We start from the raw sequence: 16,507 nt of genomic DNA, 5'->3' as shown, positions 1-16,507 counted from the left end.
CCTGATGCTTCCTTTACAGATAACCGGATACGAAAGGTAATAGGAATTACAAGAGAATATCAGAATGAGTGCTTACTATTATCTCAATGGGGTAGGTGTAGTGCTTCCCGCTGTCAATTGACCAACCCGCAATAAACATTTATTTCTAATCATCTCGGATGTATTACTGCACCTGATGGAGAACCTGCTCCCTTTGGCTTAAATAGTATTGATAATACGCTATTATTTCTGCCACCTGAATTTTCTTCAATCAATCCCCTGAAAAGGAAAGAAGACAGAAATCTTCCTGCAAAGACTATTAAATATGATAGTAGGAGTGCAATCTTTAAAGGTTCTATAGACAGGAATAAAGTTAAAAGATAACCGCCAGTTAGTGCTCCGAAGAAATAAACCATGCCATTGAACCCGTTTAATATTGATATATATTCAGCCTTGTTATTCTGTGGCACAATATCCAGAGTATATGACGTTGTAACCGTATTCTGAATTGAGCCGATAAAGCCGCTATAAATTTCCAGCAATATAAATAATGGCAGAATATTAAAAAATGCATACATTAATGGTATCCCGCTCAGCATTATCCTGTTCAAAAATATAATTGGCACACGATTAACCTTATCTATAAATTTCCCGATAATATACTGTGTTAGTAACATGGTTAATGTTGATGATATCGTTAATACAGCAACAATTTCCAGTGAAAAATGCATTATTGAAACTATCGTTATTGGGAACATGGGCCATGCCATTGACCAGAAAAATGATTGAATATTTGTAGCCCTGAAGTATTTATAAAACGCATTGTTATTTTTTAAATTTTTCAAGGTTTTGTATAAATTGCGGGTCATAACACTCTTGCTTTTGGATTCCTTGAATTTGAACACAGTAACTGCAGAGATAACATATGAGGCTGCAGCGGTACTGAAAGGTATTACAACATCATCCGGGTATTTAGCCAGGATAAAAACCATTGCTATCAAGGACACAATTGTACCGGCAGATGCTATATCATTTATGAGTGTTAAAAATCGGCCACGTTCTGATATAATATTATCCGCTATAAATGAATACCAGTTAACCGTTATCATTGCAGAAAATATTGATATCAGGGAATACAGGACTATTAAATTAACCGGAGTTCTGGAGTAAGGAAGCAAAAACCATAGCACAGCAAGTATAACACTTCCACTCACAAGAAATGGTTTTCTTTTGCCAACCCTATCACTTATCCTTCCCCAGAGAATCTGCCCTAAATTGCTTAATGAATTTGATGAAGATTGCAGCCATCCCATTTCTGCTGCTGTTGCTCCGATCATGACGCCATATACGCCGACAAAGGAGGCTGCCACAGTTGCGCCCGCAGCAATTATAAGTGACCGGAATGCAATAAGTTTTTTATTATCCATTGATTTATAGTTCAATATATGGAAATATTTTAATATATCTGCTAATAAGAATTTTTATCCTGCTTTATTTCACTGTTACAAAGCTACATATTAGGTTGAATCATTGATAACAATGCATGATAAGGAAAAGGTAAGTGCTACAGATTTCACATATTTGGCTGGAAGGTCATTGATACGCCCATCCCTCCCGGGATGCTCATTGATATGCTAAAGTATAACACCCCAATTTTCTTAGCTATTCTCTCTATATCGCCCTTTTCCCTCTCAAACCAGGAAGATAAGGTAGAAATCAGGTCCGGCCGCTTACTCAGTATTGAATTCACGAAGCCATTCACTTTTAAAATGTTAAAATAAGCTTTATATGGAGTTAAATCAGCGATTAAATCAATTTTTAAATCATCATATAATTTTGTTATAAAATCCCCAAATCCAGATAAATCATCCTGAAAATCACTATCTGATAATTTATTATGTTCCCATTTTTTATATAAGTCCTCTATCATAAATCATTATCATTTTAATATTATTTAAAATATAGGTAATTTTAGAACAATAATTTATAATAACAATTATCATACCATAAATACGAATACACAAAAAATTCAGGAACTGGAATCGGCGCGTACATATGGAATTATAGGTATAATCCTCGAATTTATCGGCGGTCCCGCAGATATTATATTTCATGGATTGGGGCTTATTATCTCGATTATCGGATTAATTTTACTTTTCCTTGCAGTTAAATCTATATCTAACTATTATAGCAATCAGACGCCGTTTAAGTATATGCTATACAGCCTGATTTCAGGTATCATATTAGCAATTGTAGCAGGAATATCATTATTTCTGTTACTCATACCCATATTTAACTCTGCATCAAGTACCAGTAGTACATCTACTTTTTATGTGTCACTAATTTCTATATTCTTGCTTATAGTAGTTCTGGTACTGGTGCCAAGCTTCGTTTCTATAATTTTTCAATATCTGGCATACGACAGTGTAGGAAAATTAACCGGAATACATGAGTTTCATACCGCGGCACTGCTACTACTTATTGGTATAATTCTTACTATCATAGTTATAGGCATTATCCTGATATTCATTGGAATAATATTTCTCATAATAGCATTTGCGAAACTTCCAGGTGAAGCAAAGCCTGCTTTAAATGATCAAACTTTTAATCAGGATACTAACAAAGAAATATTTTAAACCGGATATAGAAGTATCAGGCACTGAATTTCATCTATGTTTTTGATAATATCCAGACAAATAGAACCTTTTTGGATTTTTATCCGGTTGTGCTTTAATCTGCATTTTCCTGAAGGAATATATTACAACAAAAACAAAAGCCAGCACAAAAATGCCCTGTATTGCAATTAAAATTCCCGACCCTGTGTATTTTATTATTAATATGAAAATTGCAAGAAATGCTATCCTGGCCATATATGAAATTGTCTCCAGAGAACCATACACACGGCCTATAAATTTTTTAGGTATAGTTTTCATCATTATTGTTTTTCTTATTATGCGTATTGCCGGATTTCCATATCCCTGAATTGCTTCAAGGCCCAGAAATATAATAACAATTTTAATTAATCCCATAGCTATTGTTCCAACTGAAAATACAATCATAGAAATAACTATCAATACGAACTCATTTTTTTCATTCATTTTTGGTATTAGCAATGAAGTGATAACGGCTGATATCGCGTAGATACTTTCCATTGCACCTATTATAACCGGTGTGCCATTTAATACGTTAACGACAAAAGCCGGTTGTGTAAAATTCCCTATAATAATTGCTATAAATGGAGTGTATAATGCAAATAAGAGAAAGAATAAATATTTATTATTCTTAAGATAAGTGAATCCACTGAAAGTTGAATTGCTTATATTATTTTTTTCAGCCTCAATAATCTTAATTTTTTTGAACGTCATAGCACTTATTGCAAAGGCAATGGAACATGCAATTATTATAAATAAAAAATTTACTGAATAAATTATAAATCCTGCTATTATAGAAAATACAGAGGATATTTGCCCGATAATTTCCATTTTGCTGTTTATGGACTTATATTCCTTTATACTAAAGATTTGCTGTGTTATTGATAATATTATATTCCAGTAAAACATGGAATACACTGATAATATCATATATGAAACGAAAAGCGTTGCAATACCGAATTCAATATTTCTAATTAATAATAAAAATATGAGGAGAAATAACAGTGAAACAATGAGATGCAATCGAATGAAAATTTTCTTTTTATTGTACCTGTCTATGATTTTCCCTATAAAATTTGATATTGCAAAACCTGTGATGGTGGCGGTTAAAACAATGGAGCCGTATAATATTTCACCGTTCACAGATGTCAGAACATACCAGGTTATTCCTATATATAGTATACTGGAGGCAATGTTTGCAATCAAAGTTGATAAAATAAGATAGAAAAAATTCTTCTGCATTATATCACCTCTTCGAGAGAATTTGCCATATTTGAAATCAATAAGCACATAATATTTTATACTTTATAATATAATAAATTTAATTATTTATAAAGTTTATAAAGTAGAAAATATTACTTCAAATGCTATTGGCCTGCAGAATTATTTGAACCTCCTTCCGTAAAATAATACCGAATTCTAAATTGAGTTTATTCAATGTGTCAGATGAATTTACTAGGGGTATATAGGGCATAATATTAAATGATAAAAACGTTGATAATTTTTACAAATCATTCTACCAGAAAGAAAGCCACTGAGTTTACGATGTGGATGAATTTCTGGAAATAAAGAAATAAATGGAAATAATTTATATATTAAATTGATATAATAAAATTAATAGAAGAAAGTATGATAGAAACAAAGAGAAATAAAATTAAAAATTCGTTAAGAATAACAAGAGAAAGAAGAAAAACACAGAATGTAATCGTTCTTAAACTAAAAATAGACAATGATAAATTAAATAATAAAAGTATTAAAACATTAAACACAATCTTTTTAGAAGCTAAATGGCTATATAATTATGTTATAAACAAAGAATTCAACAATGATATTTTTAATATAGATCCTAAAATAAAGAATGTAAATGTATATGTTAAAGACCATTATGAAACAAGGGAATTAACATATTTATCATCACAGATGAAGGAGGAAATTATTAACAGGGCAATGGACAATATAAGAGGTCTTCATAAATTAAAAGAAAAGGGCTCTAAAGTTGGAAAATTGAAATTTAAATCATTTATAACATCAATACCATTGAATCAATATACTATAACATATAAAATAATAAATAATAATTATATTAAAATACAGGGCATAAAGCAGTTATTAAAAGTAAATGGATTAGATAACTTAGAATGCTATTATGAACCGGCAAGTGCATTGTTAATCAATAATAATAACAATAATTATTATATCAACATAACAGCATATAAAAATAAATACATTTTAGAAAAACCTGTTAATAATCAAAAAATATTATCATTTGATTTAGGAATAAAGAATCAGTTAACATGCTCTAATGGCTCAATATTAAACTATAATATACCAAAATCCAAAAGAGAAATAAGACTGCAAAGGTCATTATCAAGAAAAGCCAGATATGTAGAAGGAACCAATTCAAAGAATAAACTCAGTAGAGAGCAATCCAAGAATTATTATAAAAACAAAAATAAATTAAACAGAGAGCAAACTAAAACAACGAACAAAAGAAAAGATACTATAAACAAAATAACCCATTATCTAACATTCAATTATGATATAGTAGTAACACAGAACGACAATATATCCGGATGGCAGCATCTCTTTGGCAAAAAAATAGAATCTACAGGTATAGGTGGAATAATCGATGCACTTAAACATAAGGCATCAACACTTATACTTATAGATCGTTTTATTCCTACTACAAAGGAATGCTCTAATTGCCATAATAAATATAATATAAAATTAGATGAAAGGATATATAAATGTACTAATTGTGGTTTTATTATAGATAGGGATTATAATTCTGCATTGAATATGATTTATTATGGAATAATAAAATTAAATGAATTATTAAAAATTAAAAATAAAAAATTAAATAATTATTTTAAGAAATATAATATAAATTTAAATGTACCTATGGAGCGTAGGGAACTAACGCCTGTGGAGATTATTGCCTCTGGCTTTGAAGGGTTAAGTATTAGCCCCTATGTGAAGTTAAGCATGGTCAATGAAGCAGGAAGCCTCTATGCTTTACATGAGGTAGTTCACTTATTAATTGTAACGCCCGACGCATGTCAAGACAACGGTCGAAGCCAGCCAACAAAATTGGGGGCAAAGGTCTATTGGGTTTCGGATTATTATTCAGAGATTATATATCCACACGAAATAAAAATATATTAATGATAAATGACTATTATATTTAAATGACTGTATCAAAGCTATTCTACAATCATAAAAACAATATTACTTTTTGTGCACCAAATTCTTTATATTTACAGATAAATTCGGAGATTATTTCAAATCTTAAGAATACTAACAATGAAATTATAACACTTGATGATATAGCTAGAAATATTGGTTTTACTCCTTCAATGGGTTCAAAAATTGAACCTGGAAGACTATCGAAACTATCCAATAGAGTTAACTCTATTGCGGAAAAACAGAAATTAAGTTTGCCAAAATTAAACTTACAATTGTTAGATGAATATGAATCCCTCAGACAGTTACCTTTGCCGAAATCAAGGAATCATATTTTTACTATATGCATATCATACTCCCAATATTATAAATTCCTTAAAATCAATAATTATATGTTAGAGTATTATACAACAGCTGAGCCACCTTCAAGAAATACTATTTCCCAGCATTGCATATCTTTGTTAACAACAGAAGATAAAGATAAAAACATAATAATAGATCCAAATATGCCCTTGGGAAATTTAGAAGAAAAAGTAATAAATATAAATAGCATTACTGATTTATATGGTAAGAGTGTAATTATCATTAATGAAAATGATATTAATACTCTGTTAACTTTGAGATATGATGGCCTGGATGATGATAGAAAAATAGTTACACTTGAATTTGATGTGAATTCGAGCCTGGACAAATACTTATGATATGGTGATTAATTTGAATAAAGAAATGTATATTAGTAGAGAATATAAAATAGGAACTAAAGAAAAAATAAGTATTGCAAATAATTTTATACATGATTATTACGGCCAATTTTTGTATACTAACAAGATGGAAAATAGCAGTTTTTTCATTAATGCAAGTTTGCCATACGAAATACTTGATAATAATAAAAGAATGCTCAGGTTTGATAATTATAACCATATAGCCGAAATTAAAGTCGAAATTAATGACAGAATTATGAAATTCACGGGGTTGAACTCCAGGAAGATTGAAAAGAGTATAGAGATCGCAAAAAGTGTTAAAATAAAGAAATCTGAAATATTATTATTTAAAATATCCAATAATAAATTTTCGGAACTCCCGGCCACATCTGTATTTTATATGCCTATTAAGGAAATCATAACGAAAGTATATAACAAAGGTTCTATGGATATCAAAAATCGGACTTCCAATAATAAACTCATAAAATATGCTAAATTTCTTGAGCAACTAGGAATAATAAAAATAACAGTAGATGGCGAAACTTATAAATTTAGTATTGGAGAACAGGCTAAGTTAATCGAGATAAAATCAAAAAATCCTGTTATGGACCTATTCGACTATTCCTTACTTCACGGATATGATTATTTATACAACGATATCGGGATAAGATCGCTCAGCCCATATTTAAAAATAGCAAATTCTCTCTATTATAACGTATCCAAACTTGGAAAAAATATTACGGTAAATGAAAACGAACTCAATGAATTTTATAACTATATGTACAATACAAAAATGGAAGATTATAAGTTCGATGTCTACCTTGACAACTTATCCCGTGTTAATATAATAGATAAGAAAGAGGATATTGTTACAGGTAACAGGGGGATTATGGAGAAGTTACTTAAAGCTTGATAGTTACAACTAGTATTCCTTATATTACAACTTTTAGTCAGTAATTTTATATTGTATATATTTATTCCCGGGTGTTTATCTATCATTTCAAAAAAACCGGAATTCTTAAACAATTTCCTTATTTATGCCCTGAGTTCTCAATACATATGAATATTTAATGGATTGTTACCATTTGTAATCTGTTTGTCAAGTGTATAGGCATTTCCAGCATAAATCCTGTATTAACTTCCGGGCAAATCGTATAAGTGTATACGCTTTCCCAAGCATTAAAAATTCTATTACATGATGCTGACATACTCCTACAGCCAAAGCCAACAGGCTTTCCTTCCCGGGAACGTAAAAAAGGTACTTCCCTACTTTACATCAATAAGTTAATATTATTAGATCCAACTTAATAGAAAACAAATTGTACAGTAAGGAAATTTAATATACTTACAGCAATTAATTCTCTATGTTTCCTCCAGACCCAACTTCTAAAAAAGGCTTTTTTAATGAACGCATATATGTAGAGGCCTTAAAACGCTATAAATCCATTCCTGAATTGATTAGGAAAAAAGCAGAAGAAAATGACCGTAAGATCTGCCTTATTTTTCAGGATGGTAGAAAATATACATATGCACAGATAGACCTACTATCAAATAATATAGCTATTAATCTATTGTCAAGGGGATTTAAAAAGGGGAACAAAATTGCTATATTTGCCCTGAATTCTCCAGAATGGATACTGGCATATTTTGGAATTTTGAAGGCAGGTTGTATACCTGTTACAGTAAACACATCTTTTGTTAAAGAGCCACTTGTATATAATTTTCAGATGACGGATGCCCTATCAGTTATTCTGGATTCCCGTCTTGCTAAAAATTTTATAAACGTCCAATTGTCACTTTCCAATATCCAATCTGTTTTTATTATAGGGAATTCAAATGAAGACACCAACAAAATAGAAGGAAATGTAGAAAATTTCTCTAATCTCTTAAATGATAATATATCAAAGAATATTAAAATTAAACTCCCTGATCTGACCGGCAAAGACCCATCTGCAATGATATTAACCTCCGGTACAACCGGGCGGTCAAAAGTCGTTGTTGAAAGCAATTCGCAGTTTATAGCTACAGCGCTGGATATGATTGATGCAGGTGGTGTTGCTTCTGACAGCAGAATATATGTGTATCTTCCATTGTTTCATATAATGGCACTGGACCTGGCTATCATATCCTCAATTCTTTCAAACTCTACCGTATATCTCGTTGAAAAATTTAATCCATCCACTTTCTGGAAAGATATTGTTGGTTATCAAATAACTCATTTCCATGCTGTAGGCCCCATCTTTGAAATGTTGATTAAACAAAATCCGTCTGCTGAGGAGAAGCAACACGGAACCATTATCGCTATTGCTTATTCATCAAGGGAGGTCTGGACTACTGCAGAGAATAGGTTTGGAATAAAAATTACCGGTGGATATGGAGGCACAGAGGCAGGAATTCCTGTAACTTCCCCATATAGTGAGGTCGTTAACGGTATCAATCCTCCGGGTAGTTGTGGTAAAGCAACACCGCCATACGAAGTCGCTATAATAGATGAATCTGGGTTTCCTGTAGTAACAGGTGCAATCGGTGAAATAGTGATCCGGCCGAAGTTACCATGGGTTACTTTTCTGGAATATTATAAAATGCAAAAGGAATCACTACAGGCATTTACCGGATTATGGTTTCATACAGGCGATCTTGGAAAATATGATAATAACGGATATATCTATTTTGTTGACCGATCTAAGGATTCGATACGCAGGAGGGGTGAGAATATATCGTCATTCGAAGTTGAACAAACTATTCTAAAAATGGATGGAGTGTTAGAAGTTGCTGTTTATCCCGTTCCATCAAACCTTGGAGAAGATGAGGTTATGGTAGCACTATCGAGAAACAATAGTGAGTTAAAACCAGAAAATATAATTGAATATTGCTTGAATAATATGCCACCTTACTGGATCCCCAATTATATTCGCTTTCTTGACTCCCTTCCAAAAACTCCTACCGGAAGGATTGAAAAATATAAATTAAAAAATGAGGCGGTAACAACAGACGCATACCATATGGCAGAATATATTAGAGACAGGTTAAAGAATAAACTATAATTTATCATTTAAAAAACTGTAGATATCAAAATATAATGTTAAAAATGAAAATTGCGATAAAGCTGACAATATGTTGTATGATATAGGAAATAGATTTTTGAATTTCTATAGTAATAGTCATATACAGAGCTTCTTCCATATACAATATGGAATAAAAATAAGTATTCCGAAGTAAAAAACAACTCGGGGAATTTTGTTTTTATCTGCTTAGAGAATAATTTGAACTTATTGAAAATATTCGGCTTTCGCTAACAACAACAATATTTTTTGTGCCACTTATCTGTTATTTAATCTTGCAGTACAAGAACAGCGAAATCTTTAAAAATTATTTAACAGATATTGTTCCTGCTTTTTTTACCTCAATTATAATTTTTATCTTTAATCACACTTCATTGATCTCGAATCCTTAATATGAATATTGAAAACGAATGTAGATTTCTATTTATAATTTACTTGTATCACTATCAAAATGGTATACAATACAATCAACTTTCGTCCAATTTTTAATGAAGCATAAGCTTAAACCTTAACTCTTCATTTTTTACGTAATATGTCCAGGTCTATCCCTAATTTTGATATAAGCTCCTTTGCCTTCTTAGGTATTTCACTTACCATCTCAGTTTTCCCTGTATTGTATATTTTTATCCTTGAAAGTATCAGGAGAACATCCTTTACACTGTATTTTCCATCTATCATGTTAAGTACCTGGAAATGCAGGTACAGTGATAGTAAATTAAGGAACATGTATGCTGAAAGCATGTGGTCGTCCCTTATATATGATCTATCTGCCTCAAGATCGTTCTTGTACACATTAAAAGCGTATTCAACGTATTCACGATCTTTGTACAATCTGTATATCCTTTCTGGTTCATCATTGATATCGGAAAGGAGGTAAAGCTTTCCAAAGTCACCAGAATGGTCATAGTATGATGATTTAGGCCTTATATTGTCATGAATCCTTATGAGATAGTCCCTCTCTTCCTCTGATTTTAGAACAGGGTCCTCAAACATGTAAACACCATTCTCAGGCTTCCAGTACTTTACTGGTTTCCCATTGTACATGAATACACCAAGGAAATCATCAGTATCAGGTACAAGGGAAGAATTCCTCCTCAATGGTATTATGTAGCTCAGGTGCCTCTTCTTTAGCTTTTTAATATTGTCTGCGGAGAAGAAACCCTTGTCAGCAACTATAACGCATTTCTCAATACCTGCCATGTCTATTGTATTTGCCATAGCTGACACATCCCTTATTGACCCTGGAAGTACCCTTATAAATGTGGGTAGAGTCCTTGTTGATGAGAATAACATCATAACATTGATCTGTGGCAGGTGTATCTCCTTAGAATTATGGCCGGGTTCCAGGAATGATATATTATCCGATCTGGAGAATATGGCTGTTGAATCCATTAAAACATATTCTCCCTTCTCCGTGAGCTTCCCCATTGCATTTACCATGCCTTCCTGTGGCAGTGATGACAGCATTCCGGAAATAGACCCGGGAGACATGGATTCCCTATACATTCTTGAAAGGTATGTTTTCTCATATAAATACCTTAAAGATTTCATTGGAAGTGGCTGTATATCCCTGAGGATAACATATATTATTATCCTGTCGTACATGTATGGAAATACCTGCTTCAGTACCGGGAGTACTGTCTTCCCTGCTATTCCATACAGTAATGCAATATTTCCATATTCATAGTCTCCCCTTATGCCCGAAACATCGCTCTTCTTTATTATCCCTGCAGGTGTTACAACACCAAGGTATTTGCCTGTAACTTTCCTTGCTCTTTTGAGATCCTTGTCATACCTGCTTGACGATTCATATGCATAATACCTGTCACCGAATCTCCTTATTTCTATCCCTTTGCCCTTATGTTCCAGTACCCAGTCTGGCATATTATTCATATAACGTATATATACGTAATATGTATATAAATATTTCTCTAATCTAATGTGGTAATAAACCCCGTAAAACACTAACTCACTATTACATTGATAGAAAGAATAAAGATGATCTATAACGTAAAAAACTAATAGTTAAGGCTTAAATTATACTTACACATGATATAACATGGCACTTAAAATTGGGGATAAGGCACCGGATTTCAAAGCAAACGATGAGCTGGGGAAAACAGTTTCTCTTGCAGATTTCAGAGGGAAATCACCTGTTGTATTGTATTTTTATCCAAAAGCTGAGACCCCAGGATGTACTGCCGAGGCAAAATGTTTCAGGGACAACTGGGATGCAATTAAGCCATTGGGAGCAATTGTGCTTGGTGTGAGTTCAGATAGCGAAGAGAAGCAAAAATCTTTTAAAGACCACTATAAACTGCAGTTTACACTGTTAAGCGATAAGAATAAAAGCATAAGGGAAGCATATGATGCTAAAGGGTTCTTAATCCCGGCAAGGATAACATATATTATTGATAAGCAAGGCATTATCAGGGGCGTACATAACTCCCAGATGGATCCGAAAAGCCACATAGATTTTGCAATTAAGACACTCAAGGAAATAAGTTCCACTCAGGAGAAAAATAGTCCAGAGGCTTCTGCACAGGAATGAATGTATTGATTTTTATTTGTCCTGCAGGTTAAATTTGAATCCGAATATAATGTCTATTTCATATAATTTTAACCGAATATACAAAACCGCTGATACCAGGGTAAAATATGATTACAAATTAATATATTTTCGTACATTCAGAGGAACGGATGATACACTTAAACATTTATATAGAGTAATTATTCCCTTACATGGATGAAAAATGGTTTAAACTTTTATCATACTGGTTCCTGTTATTTACAATAGGATTTGGGTGGTTTATACTTGCACCACTGGTACCGGAACTTAGCAGTTCATTTAGCGTAGGTTTAAGTTCTATACTCCTTTTAGTTTCAACCTACGGTTATACTATGGTTATACTGGGGTTGCTTGCCGGATGGTTGTCGGCTAAATTCACAGTTAAAAGTTCACTTTACACAGCTGCAGGATTGTCCATAATAGGCTTGATCGGGAGAGCATTGTCACCGGATTACTTATCTTTCCTGGTAACCGGGATAATAGCAGCAGCAGCTTACCCGCTGGCTATGGCTCCTGTAGGAAGTGTTGCAGATTCACTTTTCCATGACAGGTCACACACGGTAATAGGTATCAGTGTAGGCATGCTTTTCCTCGGGATGGCATTCGGGTCTTTCTTTGGGCCAGGCATTTTTACTGCACTGGGACTCAGGGGCGCTATGTGGATTCCAGTTATCCTCGCTATAATAGCCGTTATATGGCTCGTACCTGGAATACGTGGCTATCCAACATCTTATAAGGGCAGGTCACTGAGAGGAGCTTTCAGGATAGGAATGGTTAAAAACTGGTATATAGGCCTTGCAATATCAGCTATGTCTGTAATGTTCGGGTCACTGGGTTCTACAGTCCTGCTGTTGCACCATATGGCTACTGCCCAGGCACTCGCTTACGGCGGCCTTCTGGGTGGCCTTGCCTTCCTGGGTTCTGCCCTTGGTGCATTAATACTGCCTCCAGTATTCGAGAAGTACAATAGAATACGTACAGGATTAATTACTACCGGTGTACTGATGTTCATATTTACCGCTGTGATGACAGTGAGCCTGTCCTATTCCACAATTATAATATTAATTGGGGCCGGCTATTTCTTCTTCGGTATCTTCGGAAACGCTTACTGGTCGATGGCTATGACGCTGACTACTAGATATGTCTCAGATCCAGCACAGGCAGGATTCGCAACATCCATGTACAGTGTGTTTACGAATTTAGGAGTGGCTTTCATACCAGTATTCCTTGGACCGGAATTTGGAAGCCTTGCTACAATAACAGTCGGTGTTTCAGTGGTACTGGCTATAGAAGTTGTAGCGATGATACTGGCACCATTTCTTAAAGTTAGGACAACTGGAGCACAGGAAACGACTAAAGTTGGGGAAAGGTGAATCAAACTCTGTTACCTGCTTTTTTATTATAATATTAACACATTTTAAGACTTTTATAATACCAGGAAGTAAATTTATTAAAATGTTGGACTATTAATATTAAGCAATAAAATAAAGCGATGAAAAATAATATAATAAAAGCGATAATTCGGTGACCTTTAATCTGCATATAGATAATTGATTGACCTGGTTATGTACATAATTATGTGTAAATATAAACTCTCTTCGTCAACGAATCTAATGATCAAACAGCATAGGAAAATATCTCTTTTGAGTAAGGAAGTTACAAAATATAGCAAATACTGATATTAACATACCAGCTATTAAAAATATAGATATAGATCTATTAATGGGACTCAAGAGACAAAGATATAGAGCGACATTACTGGAAGTATTATTCTTGTATCTACATTTTTATAGAAATATATTTAAATATAAAAGTTATAAGAGTTTATAGTGAAAAATATGGAAACTAAAATAACAAAGGAAATGGTGGATAAATACATGGATTTAATGCTGAATGAAAACCCGATGTATAAGTCAGTTATGGATAGACTTTCAAAATTATAATTTTTTAAATGAAATTTACATACAAAAATATTATAGAGATACATGAGAAGATTGCTAAGAATTATTCTATAGATTCTAATTATCTTAATATTAACGCAATAAAAAGTATTGTTTACCGCATGAATGATAATTTTAACAATAGCGATATTTATCCTACTATATATGACAAAGCAGCAGTCTTGTTTATGAGAATCATCCGGTGCCATCCATTTATTGATGGTAATAAAAGAACTGCATTGGCATCTCTCTCAGAGTATTTAGTCGATAATAACATTGTTTATTTAACATTTCCAAGTGATATCAGGTTTAGTGTAGAAATCGCCAAAATTCATTCAAATAATATTAGTGATTCACATATTTTAAAAAATATAAAAAGATGGATTATGTTTCATACTGCAAATTCTAACGATGATATAGATATTATCATAGATAGACAGCTATCTTTAATTAAAACAATTATAGGCGTGGCAAAAAATAAGAATAGGCCTTCTATGATTGACAAAACTTTTGATTACTGGTATGCTACGGATATATATCCTTATTATACACCGTCCTATAGTGGTTTAGAAGGTATAATGCAAGAATTGGAAATGGAAAAAGTATTCTTTAAGCAGGTCGATTCTTTGATAGAACTAATATTAAAAGTGGGCCGAAAATAAAAGCGTGGTCATAGGTTTATATCCATTATACTATACGTATAATATAGAGGATAGTTGTGTAATAAATATACAACTAAAATATTTATTTATTCAGAAATCCGTTTACAAGGTCTTCTACATAATTTTCTATATTCTGGTCATTGTCATCCCACCATATAAGATAGCATAGAAGTGAACCGAAAAAAGACCTTTTCTTAGCTAATGAAAAATCAAGATTAGATATATTTTTGATTTTACTGAAAATTTCATCGAAGTTTGTAAAACATAGCTCCTTAAGTTTTTCCTTTATTTCAGGATACTTATTCTTATTGCTTATTGTATAAAGAAAAAGATTTCTGAGGTCCTGATTCTTATACGAATCTAAAAATCTTGTACCCAGGTCATATAATATCGAATGGATATCACTGTATTCTTTGTTTCTATGTAATTAAGCACATCTAATGGAACAGATTTTATAGCAGCGTCAATTATTAAATTTTCTTTGCTTTTATAATAGAAAAAAAGTAAACCCTTGCTAACTTTTGCATCATATGCTATTTCATCCATAGATGCTTCATAGCCGTTAATTGCAAAATTTTTAATTGCTGATTCTAGAATTAAATCTTTCTTTAATTCTTTCATACCCAGTTATTCTTTATTTATATAAATAATATTTGACCAGTTAGTCAAAATACTTATATAATTACTGACTATACAGTCAATAGAGTAAGATGAAAAACAAAATTCTTTACATTTTCGGTTCAGAATGGTTCGGTATGGTAATAGCAACACTTGCAGTTTCCCAGGTTTTCTTTTTAGTATCAAAGTATTTAGTGAATATTGACTTAAAATATACAGGAGAGGTGTTCTTTGGGCTTGGAATTATAATGTTTATCGTAATATTTATTCTCTGGGCTATAAGGGGGCTTACAATACATGATAAAAAATATTTACACTGGAATAACTTAACGAGATTAAGTTTCATAGCCTTAATTCCCATTATATTATTCATAATGGATCATATATTAATAGATTTAATAGGAATGTCAAAACTTTTAGCAGAAGTATCTTTATATAATTACTTTTTCAGCTATTTCCTTGCACTGGTTCTAGGAATATTGCTTGGTTATAGATTATATACAAAGGAAATAGACAAAAATGAGATAAATTATGCTATAATAATACCTCCACTATCTATCGGTACAAGTATTTTCCTGGCAACACCCTTAATGGGATATTACCACGGAGATATAGCAGAAACCATTTATTTCCTGGTGTTAATGGGCCTGGGTATATTCTTTTTCCTGTACATCTTTATAGGCTCGATTGCATTATCGGGCCATGTTTCGAATAAATCAGATTCCACATTGCCTACTGCGATGCTTCCTGTAGGTGTTTCAAGCTTAATAATAATTAATCTGTTATCAATAATGTCATTTGGCAAAGTAATAGGAGATATTACCTTAAATTTCGGAACTGTAGAATTTATTTCAATATTATTATATGGATTTGAAGTCTGGAATTTCATTGTGGTTTTCATATTGATATTCAGGAAAACAACATTCGGATATTTGTCAGTATGGGCATATGGATTTCCTTTAGGTTTGTTTGCAACATCCACAATAAAACTTGAAAGCGCTTTAAAAATTCCATTCTTAGGTGATGTATTTATTTTCATCTGGATAGTTTTAATGATATTATGGGTGTACGCTTTAATTAATACATATGTATTTGTCGACAGAATAAAGCACTCAGTAAAAGCATAAATATTTTTAAATATT

The 16,507-nt window shown here is 32.3% G+C and carries 14 protein-coding genes; 9 read left to right on the top strand and 5 right to left on the bottom strand.

Going from position 1 to position 16,507, the window contains the following annotated elements; translation table 11 throughout:
* Positions 1-149: 149 nt before the first annotated feature.
* A complete protein-coding gene (locus FACI_RS00355; RefSeq protein ID WP_009886092.1) occupies positions 150-1,406 on the bottom strand; it encodes an MFS transporter in 1,257 nt (418 codons plus the stop codon).
* Positions 1,407-1,552: 146 nt separating this feature from the next.
* A complete protein-coding gene (locus FACI_RS00350) occupies positions 1,553-1,909 on the bottom strand; it encodes a hypothetical protein (RefSeq protein ID WP_009886091.1) in 357 nt (118 codons plus the stop codon).
* A 187-nt stretch (positions 1,910-2,096) separates the two neighbouring features.
* Between FACI_RS00350 and FACI_RS09905 the strand changes: the two genes are divergently transcribed.
* Positions 2,097-2,615, top strand: a complete 519-nt coding sequence (locus tag FACI_RS09905) for a DUF996 domain-containing protein (protein WP_187288952.1) — start codon at positions 2,097-2,099, stop codon at positions 2,613-2,615.
* Positions 2,616-2,645: 30 nt separating this feature from the next.
* On the opposite strand, the gene FACI_RS00340 is transcribed toward FACI_RS09905, so the two are convergent.
* Entirely contained in the window at positions 2,646-3,872 is a 1,227-nt protein-coding gene (locus FACI_RS00340) for an MFS transporter (protein WP_019841297.1), read from the bottom strand.
* A 387-nt stretch (positions 3,873-4,259) separates the two neighbouring features.
* Between FACI_RS00340 and FACI_RS00330 the strand changes: the two genes are divergently transcribed.
* The 4 genes from FACI_RS00330 (at position 4,260) to FACI_RS00315 (ending at position 9,558) form a co-directional block, all read left to right on the top strand.
* Positions 4,260-5,795, top strand: a complete 1,536-nt coding sequence (locus FACI_RS00330) for an RNA-guided endonuclease InsQ/TnpB family protein (protein WP_009886087.1) — start codon at positions 4,260-4,262, stop codon at positions 5,793-5,795.
* Positions 5,796-5,818: 23 nt separating this feature from the next.
* Complete coding sequence (locus FACI_RS00325) at positions 5,819-6,514, top strand: hypothetical protein (protein WP_009886086.1); 696 nt, start codon at positions 5,819-5,821, stop codon at positions 6,512-6,514.
* Between the two features lie 112 nt (positions 6,515-6,626).
* Positions 6,627-7,427, top strand: coding sequence for a hypothetical protein (locus FACI_RS00320; RefSeq protein ID WP_148285704.1), 801 nt, complete (start codon positions 6,627-6,629; stop codon positions 7,425-7,427).
* A gap of 451 nt (positions 7,428-7,878) precedes the next feature.
* Complete coding sequence (locus tag FACI_RS00315) at positions 7,879-9,558, top strand: AMP-binding protein (protein WP_009886084.1); 1,680 nt, start codon at positions 7,879-7,881, stop codon at positions 9,556-9,558.
* A 534-nt stretch (positions 9,559-10,092) separates the two neighbouring features.
* Here the strand turns inward: FACI_RS00315 and FACI_RS00310 are convergent.
* On the bottom strand, positions 10,093-11,469 hold the full coding sequence (locus tag FACI_RS00310; protein WP_009886083.1) for an IS1634 family transposase: 1,377 nt from the start codon (positions 11,467-11,469) through the stop codon (positions 10,093-10,095).
* A 166-nt stretch (positions 11,470-11,635) separates the two neighbouring features.
* On the opposite strand from FACI_RS00310, the gene FACI_RS00305 reads away from it, so the two are divergent.
* From FACI_RS00305 to FACI_RS09695, 3 genes are all read left to right on the top strand, one after another.
* On the top strand, positions 11,636-12,127 hold the full coding sequence (locus FACI_RS00305; protein ID WP_009886082.1) for a peroxiredoxin: 492 nt from the start codon (positions 11,636-11,638) through the stop codon (positions 12,125-12,127).
* 191 nt (positions 12,128-12,318) lie between these two features.
* The gene (locus FACI_RS00300) at positions 12,319-13,518 is read left to right on the top strand and encodes an MFS transporter (RefSeq protein WP_009886081.1); all 1,200 of its coding nucleotides are present in this window, start codon (positions 12,319-12,321) and stop codon (positions 13,516-13,518) included.
* A 578-nt stretch (positions 13,519-14,096) separates the two neighbouring features.
* Entirely contained in the window at positions 14,097-14,747 is a 651-nt protein-coding gene (locus FACI_RS09695) for a type II toxin-antitoxin system death-on-curing family toxin (RefSeq protein WP_009886079.1), read from the top strand.
* Positions 14,748-15,107: 360 nt separating this feature from the next.
* Here the strand turns inward: FACI_RS09695 and FACI_RS00290 are convergent, their stop codons facing one another.
* On the bottom strand, positions 15,108-15,368 hold the full coding sequence (locus FACI_RS00290) for a TetR/AcrR family transcriptional regulator (RefSeq protein WP_009886078.1): 261 nt from the start codon (positions 15,366-15,368) through the stop codon (positions 15,108-15,110).
* An 89-nt stretch (positions 15,369-15,457) separates the two neighbouring features.
* On the opposite strand from FACI_RS00290, the gene FACI_RS00285 reads away from it, so the two are divergent.
* Entirely contained in the window at positions 15,458-16,492 is a 1,035-nt protein-coding gene (locus FACI_RS00285; RefSeq protein WP_009886077.1) for an SLAC1 family transporter, read from the top strand.
* Positions 16,493-16,507 lie beyond the last annotated feature (15 nt).

The sequence above is a fragment of the Ferroplasma acidarmanus Fer1 genome (assembly GCF_000152265.2).
Taxonomy (GTDB): Archaea; Thermoplasmatota; Thermoplasmata; order Thermoplasmatales; family Thermoplasmataceae; genus Ferroplasma; species Ferroplasma acidiphilum.
The sequence above is the reverse complement of the archived record's forward strand: the minus strand, read 5'-3'. Positions and strand labels throughout refer to the sequence as shown.

Excerpts from the sequence above, each read along its gene's own strand:
- FACI_RS00285 (WP_009886077.1), top strand. The coding sequence starts at position 15,458 with ATGAAAAACAAAATTCTTTACATTTTCGGTTCAGAATGGTTCGGTATG.
- FACI_RS09695 (WP_009886079.1), top strand. The coding sequence starts at position 14,097 with ATGAAATTTACATACAAAAATATTATAGAGATACATGAGAAGATTGCT.
- FACI_RS00315 (WP_009886084.1), top strand. The coding sequence starts at position 7,879 with ATGTTTCCTCCAGACCCAACTTCTAAAAAAGGCTTTTTTAATGAACGC.
- FACI_RS00355 (WP_009886092.1), bottom strand. The coding sequence starts at position 1,406 with ATGGATAATAAAAAACTTATTGCATTCCGGTCACTTATAATTGCTGCG.
- FACI_RS00305 (WP_009886082.1), top strand. The coding sequence starts at position 11,636 with ATGGCACTTAAAATTGGGGATAAGGCACCGGATTTCAAAGCAAACGAT.
- FACI_RS00300 (WP_009886081.1), top strand. The coding sequence starts at position 12,319 with ATGGATGAAAAATGGTTTAAACTTTTATCATACTGGTTCCTGTTATTT.
- FACI_RS00350 (WP_009886091.1), bottom strand. The coding sequence starts at position 1,909 with ATGATAGAGGACTTATATAAAAAATGGGAACATAATAAATTATCAGAT.
- FACI_RS00290 (WP_009886078.1), bottom strand. The coding sequence starts at position 15,368 with ATGAAAGAATTAAAGAAAGATTTAATTCTAGAATCAGCAATTAAAAAT.
- FACI_RS00340 (WP_019841297.1), bottom strand. The coding sequence starts at position 3,872 with ATGCAGAAGAATTTTTTCTATCTTATTTTATCAACTTTGATTGCAAAC.
- FACI_RS00310 (WP_009886083.1), bottom strand. The coding sequence starts at position 11,469 with ATGAATAATATGCCAGACTGGGTACTGGAACATAAGGGCAAAGGGATA.
- FACI_RS00330 (WP_009886087.1), top strand. The coding sequence starts at position 4,260 with ATGATAGAAACAAAGAGAAATAAAATTAAAAATTCGTTAAGAATAACA.
- FACI_RS00325 (WP_009886086.1), top strand. The coding sequence starts at position 5,819 with ATGACTGTATCAAAGCTATTCTACAATCATAAAAACAATATTACTTTT.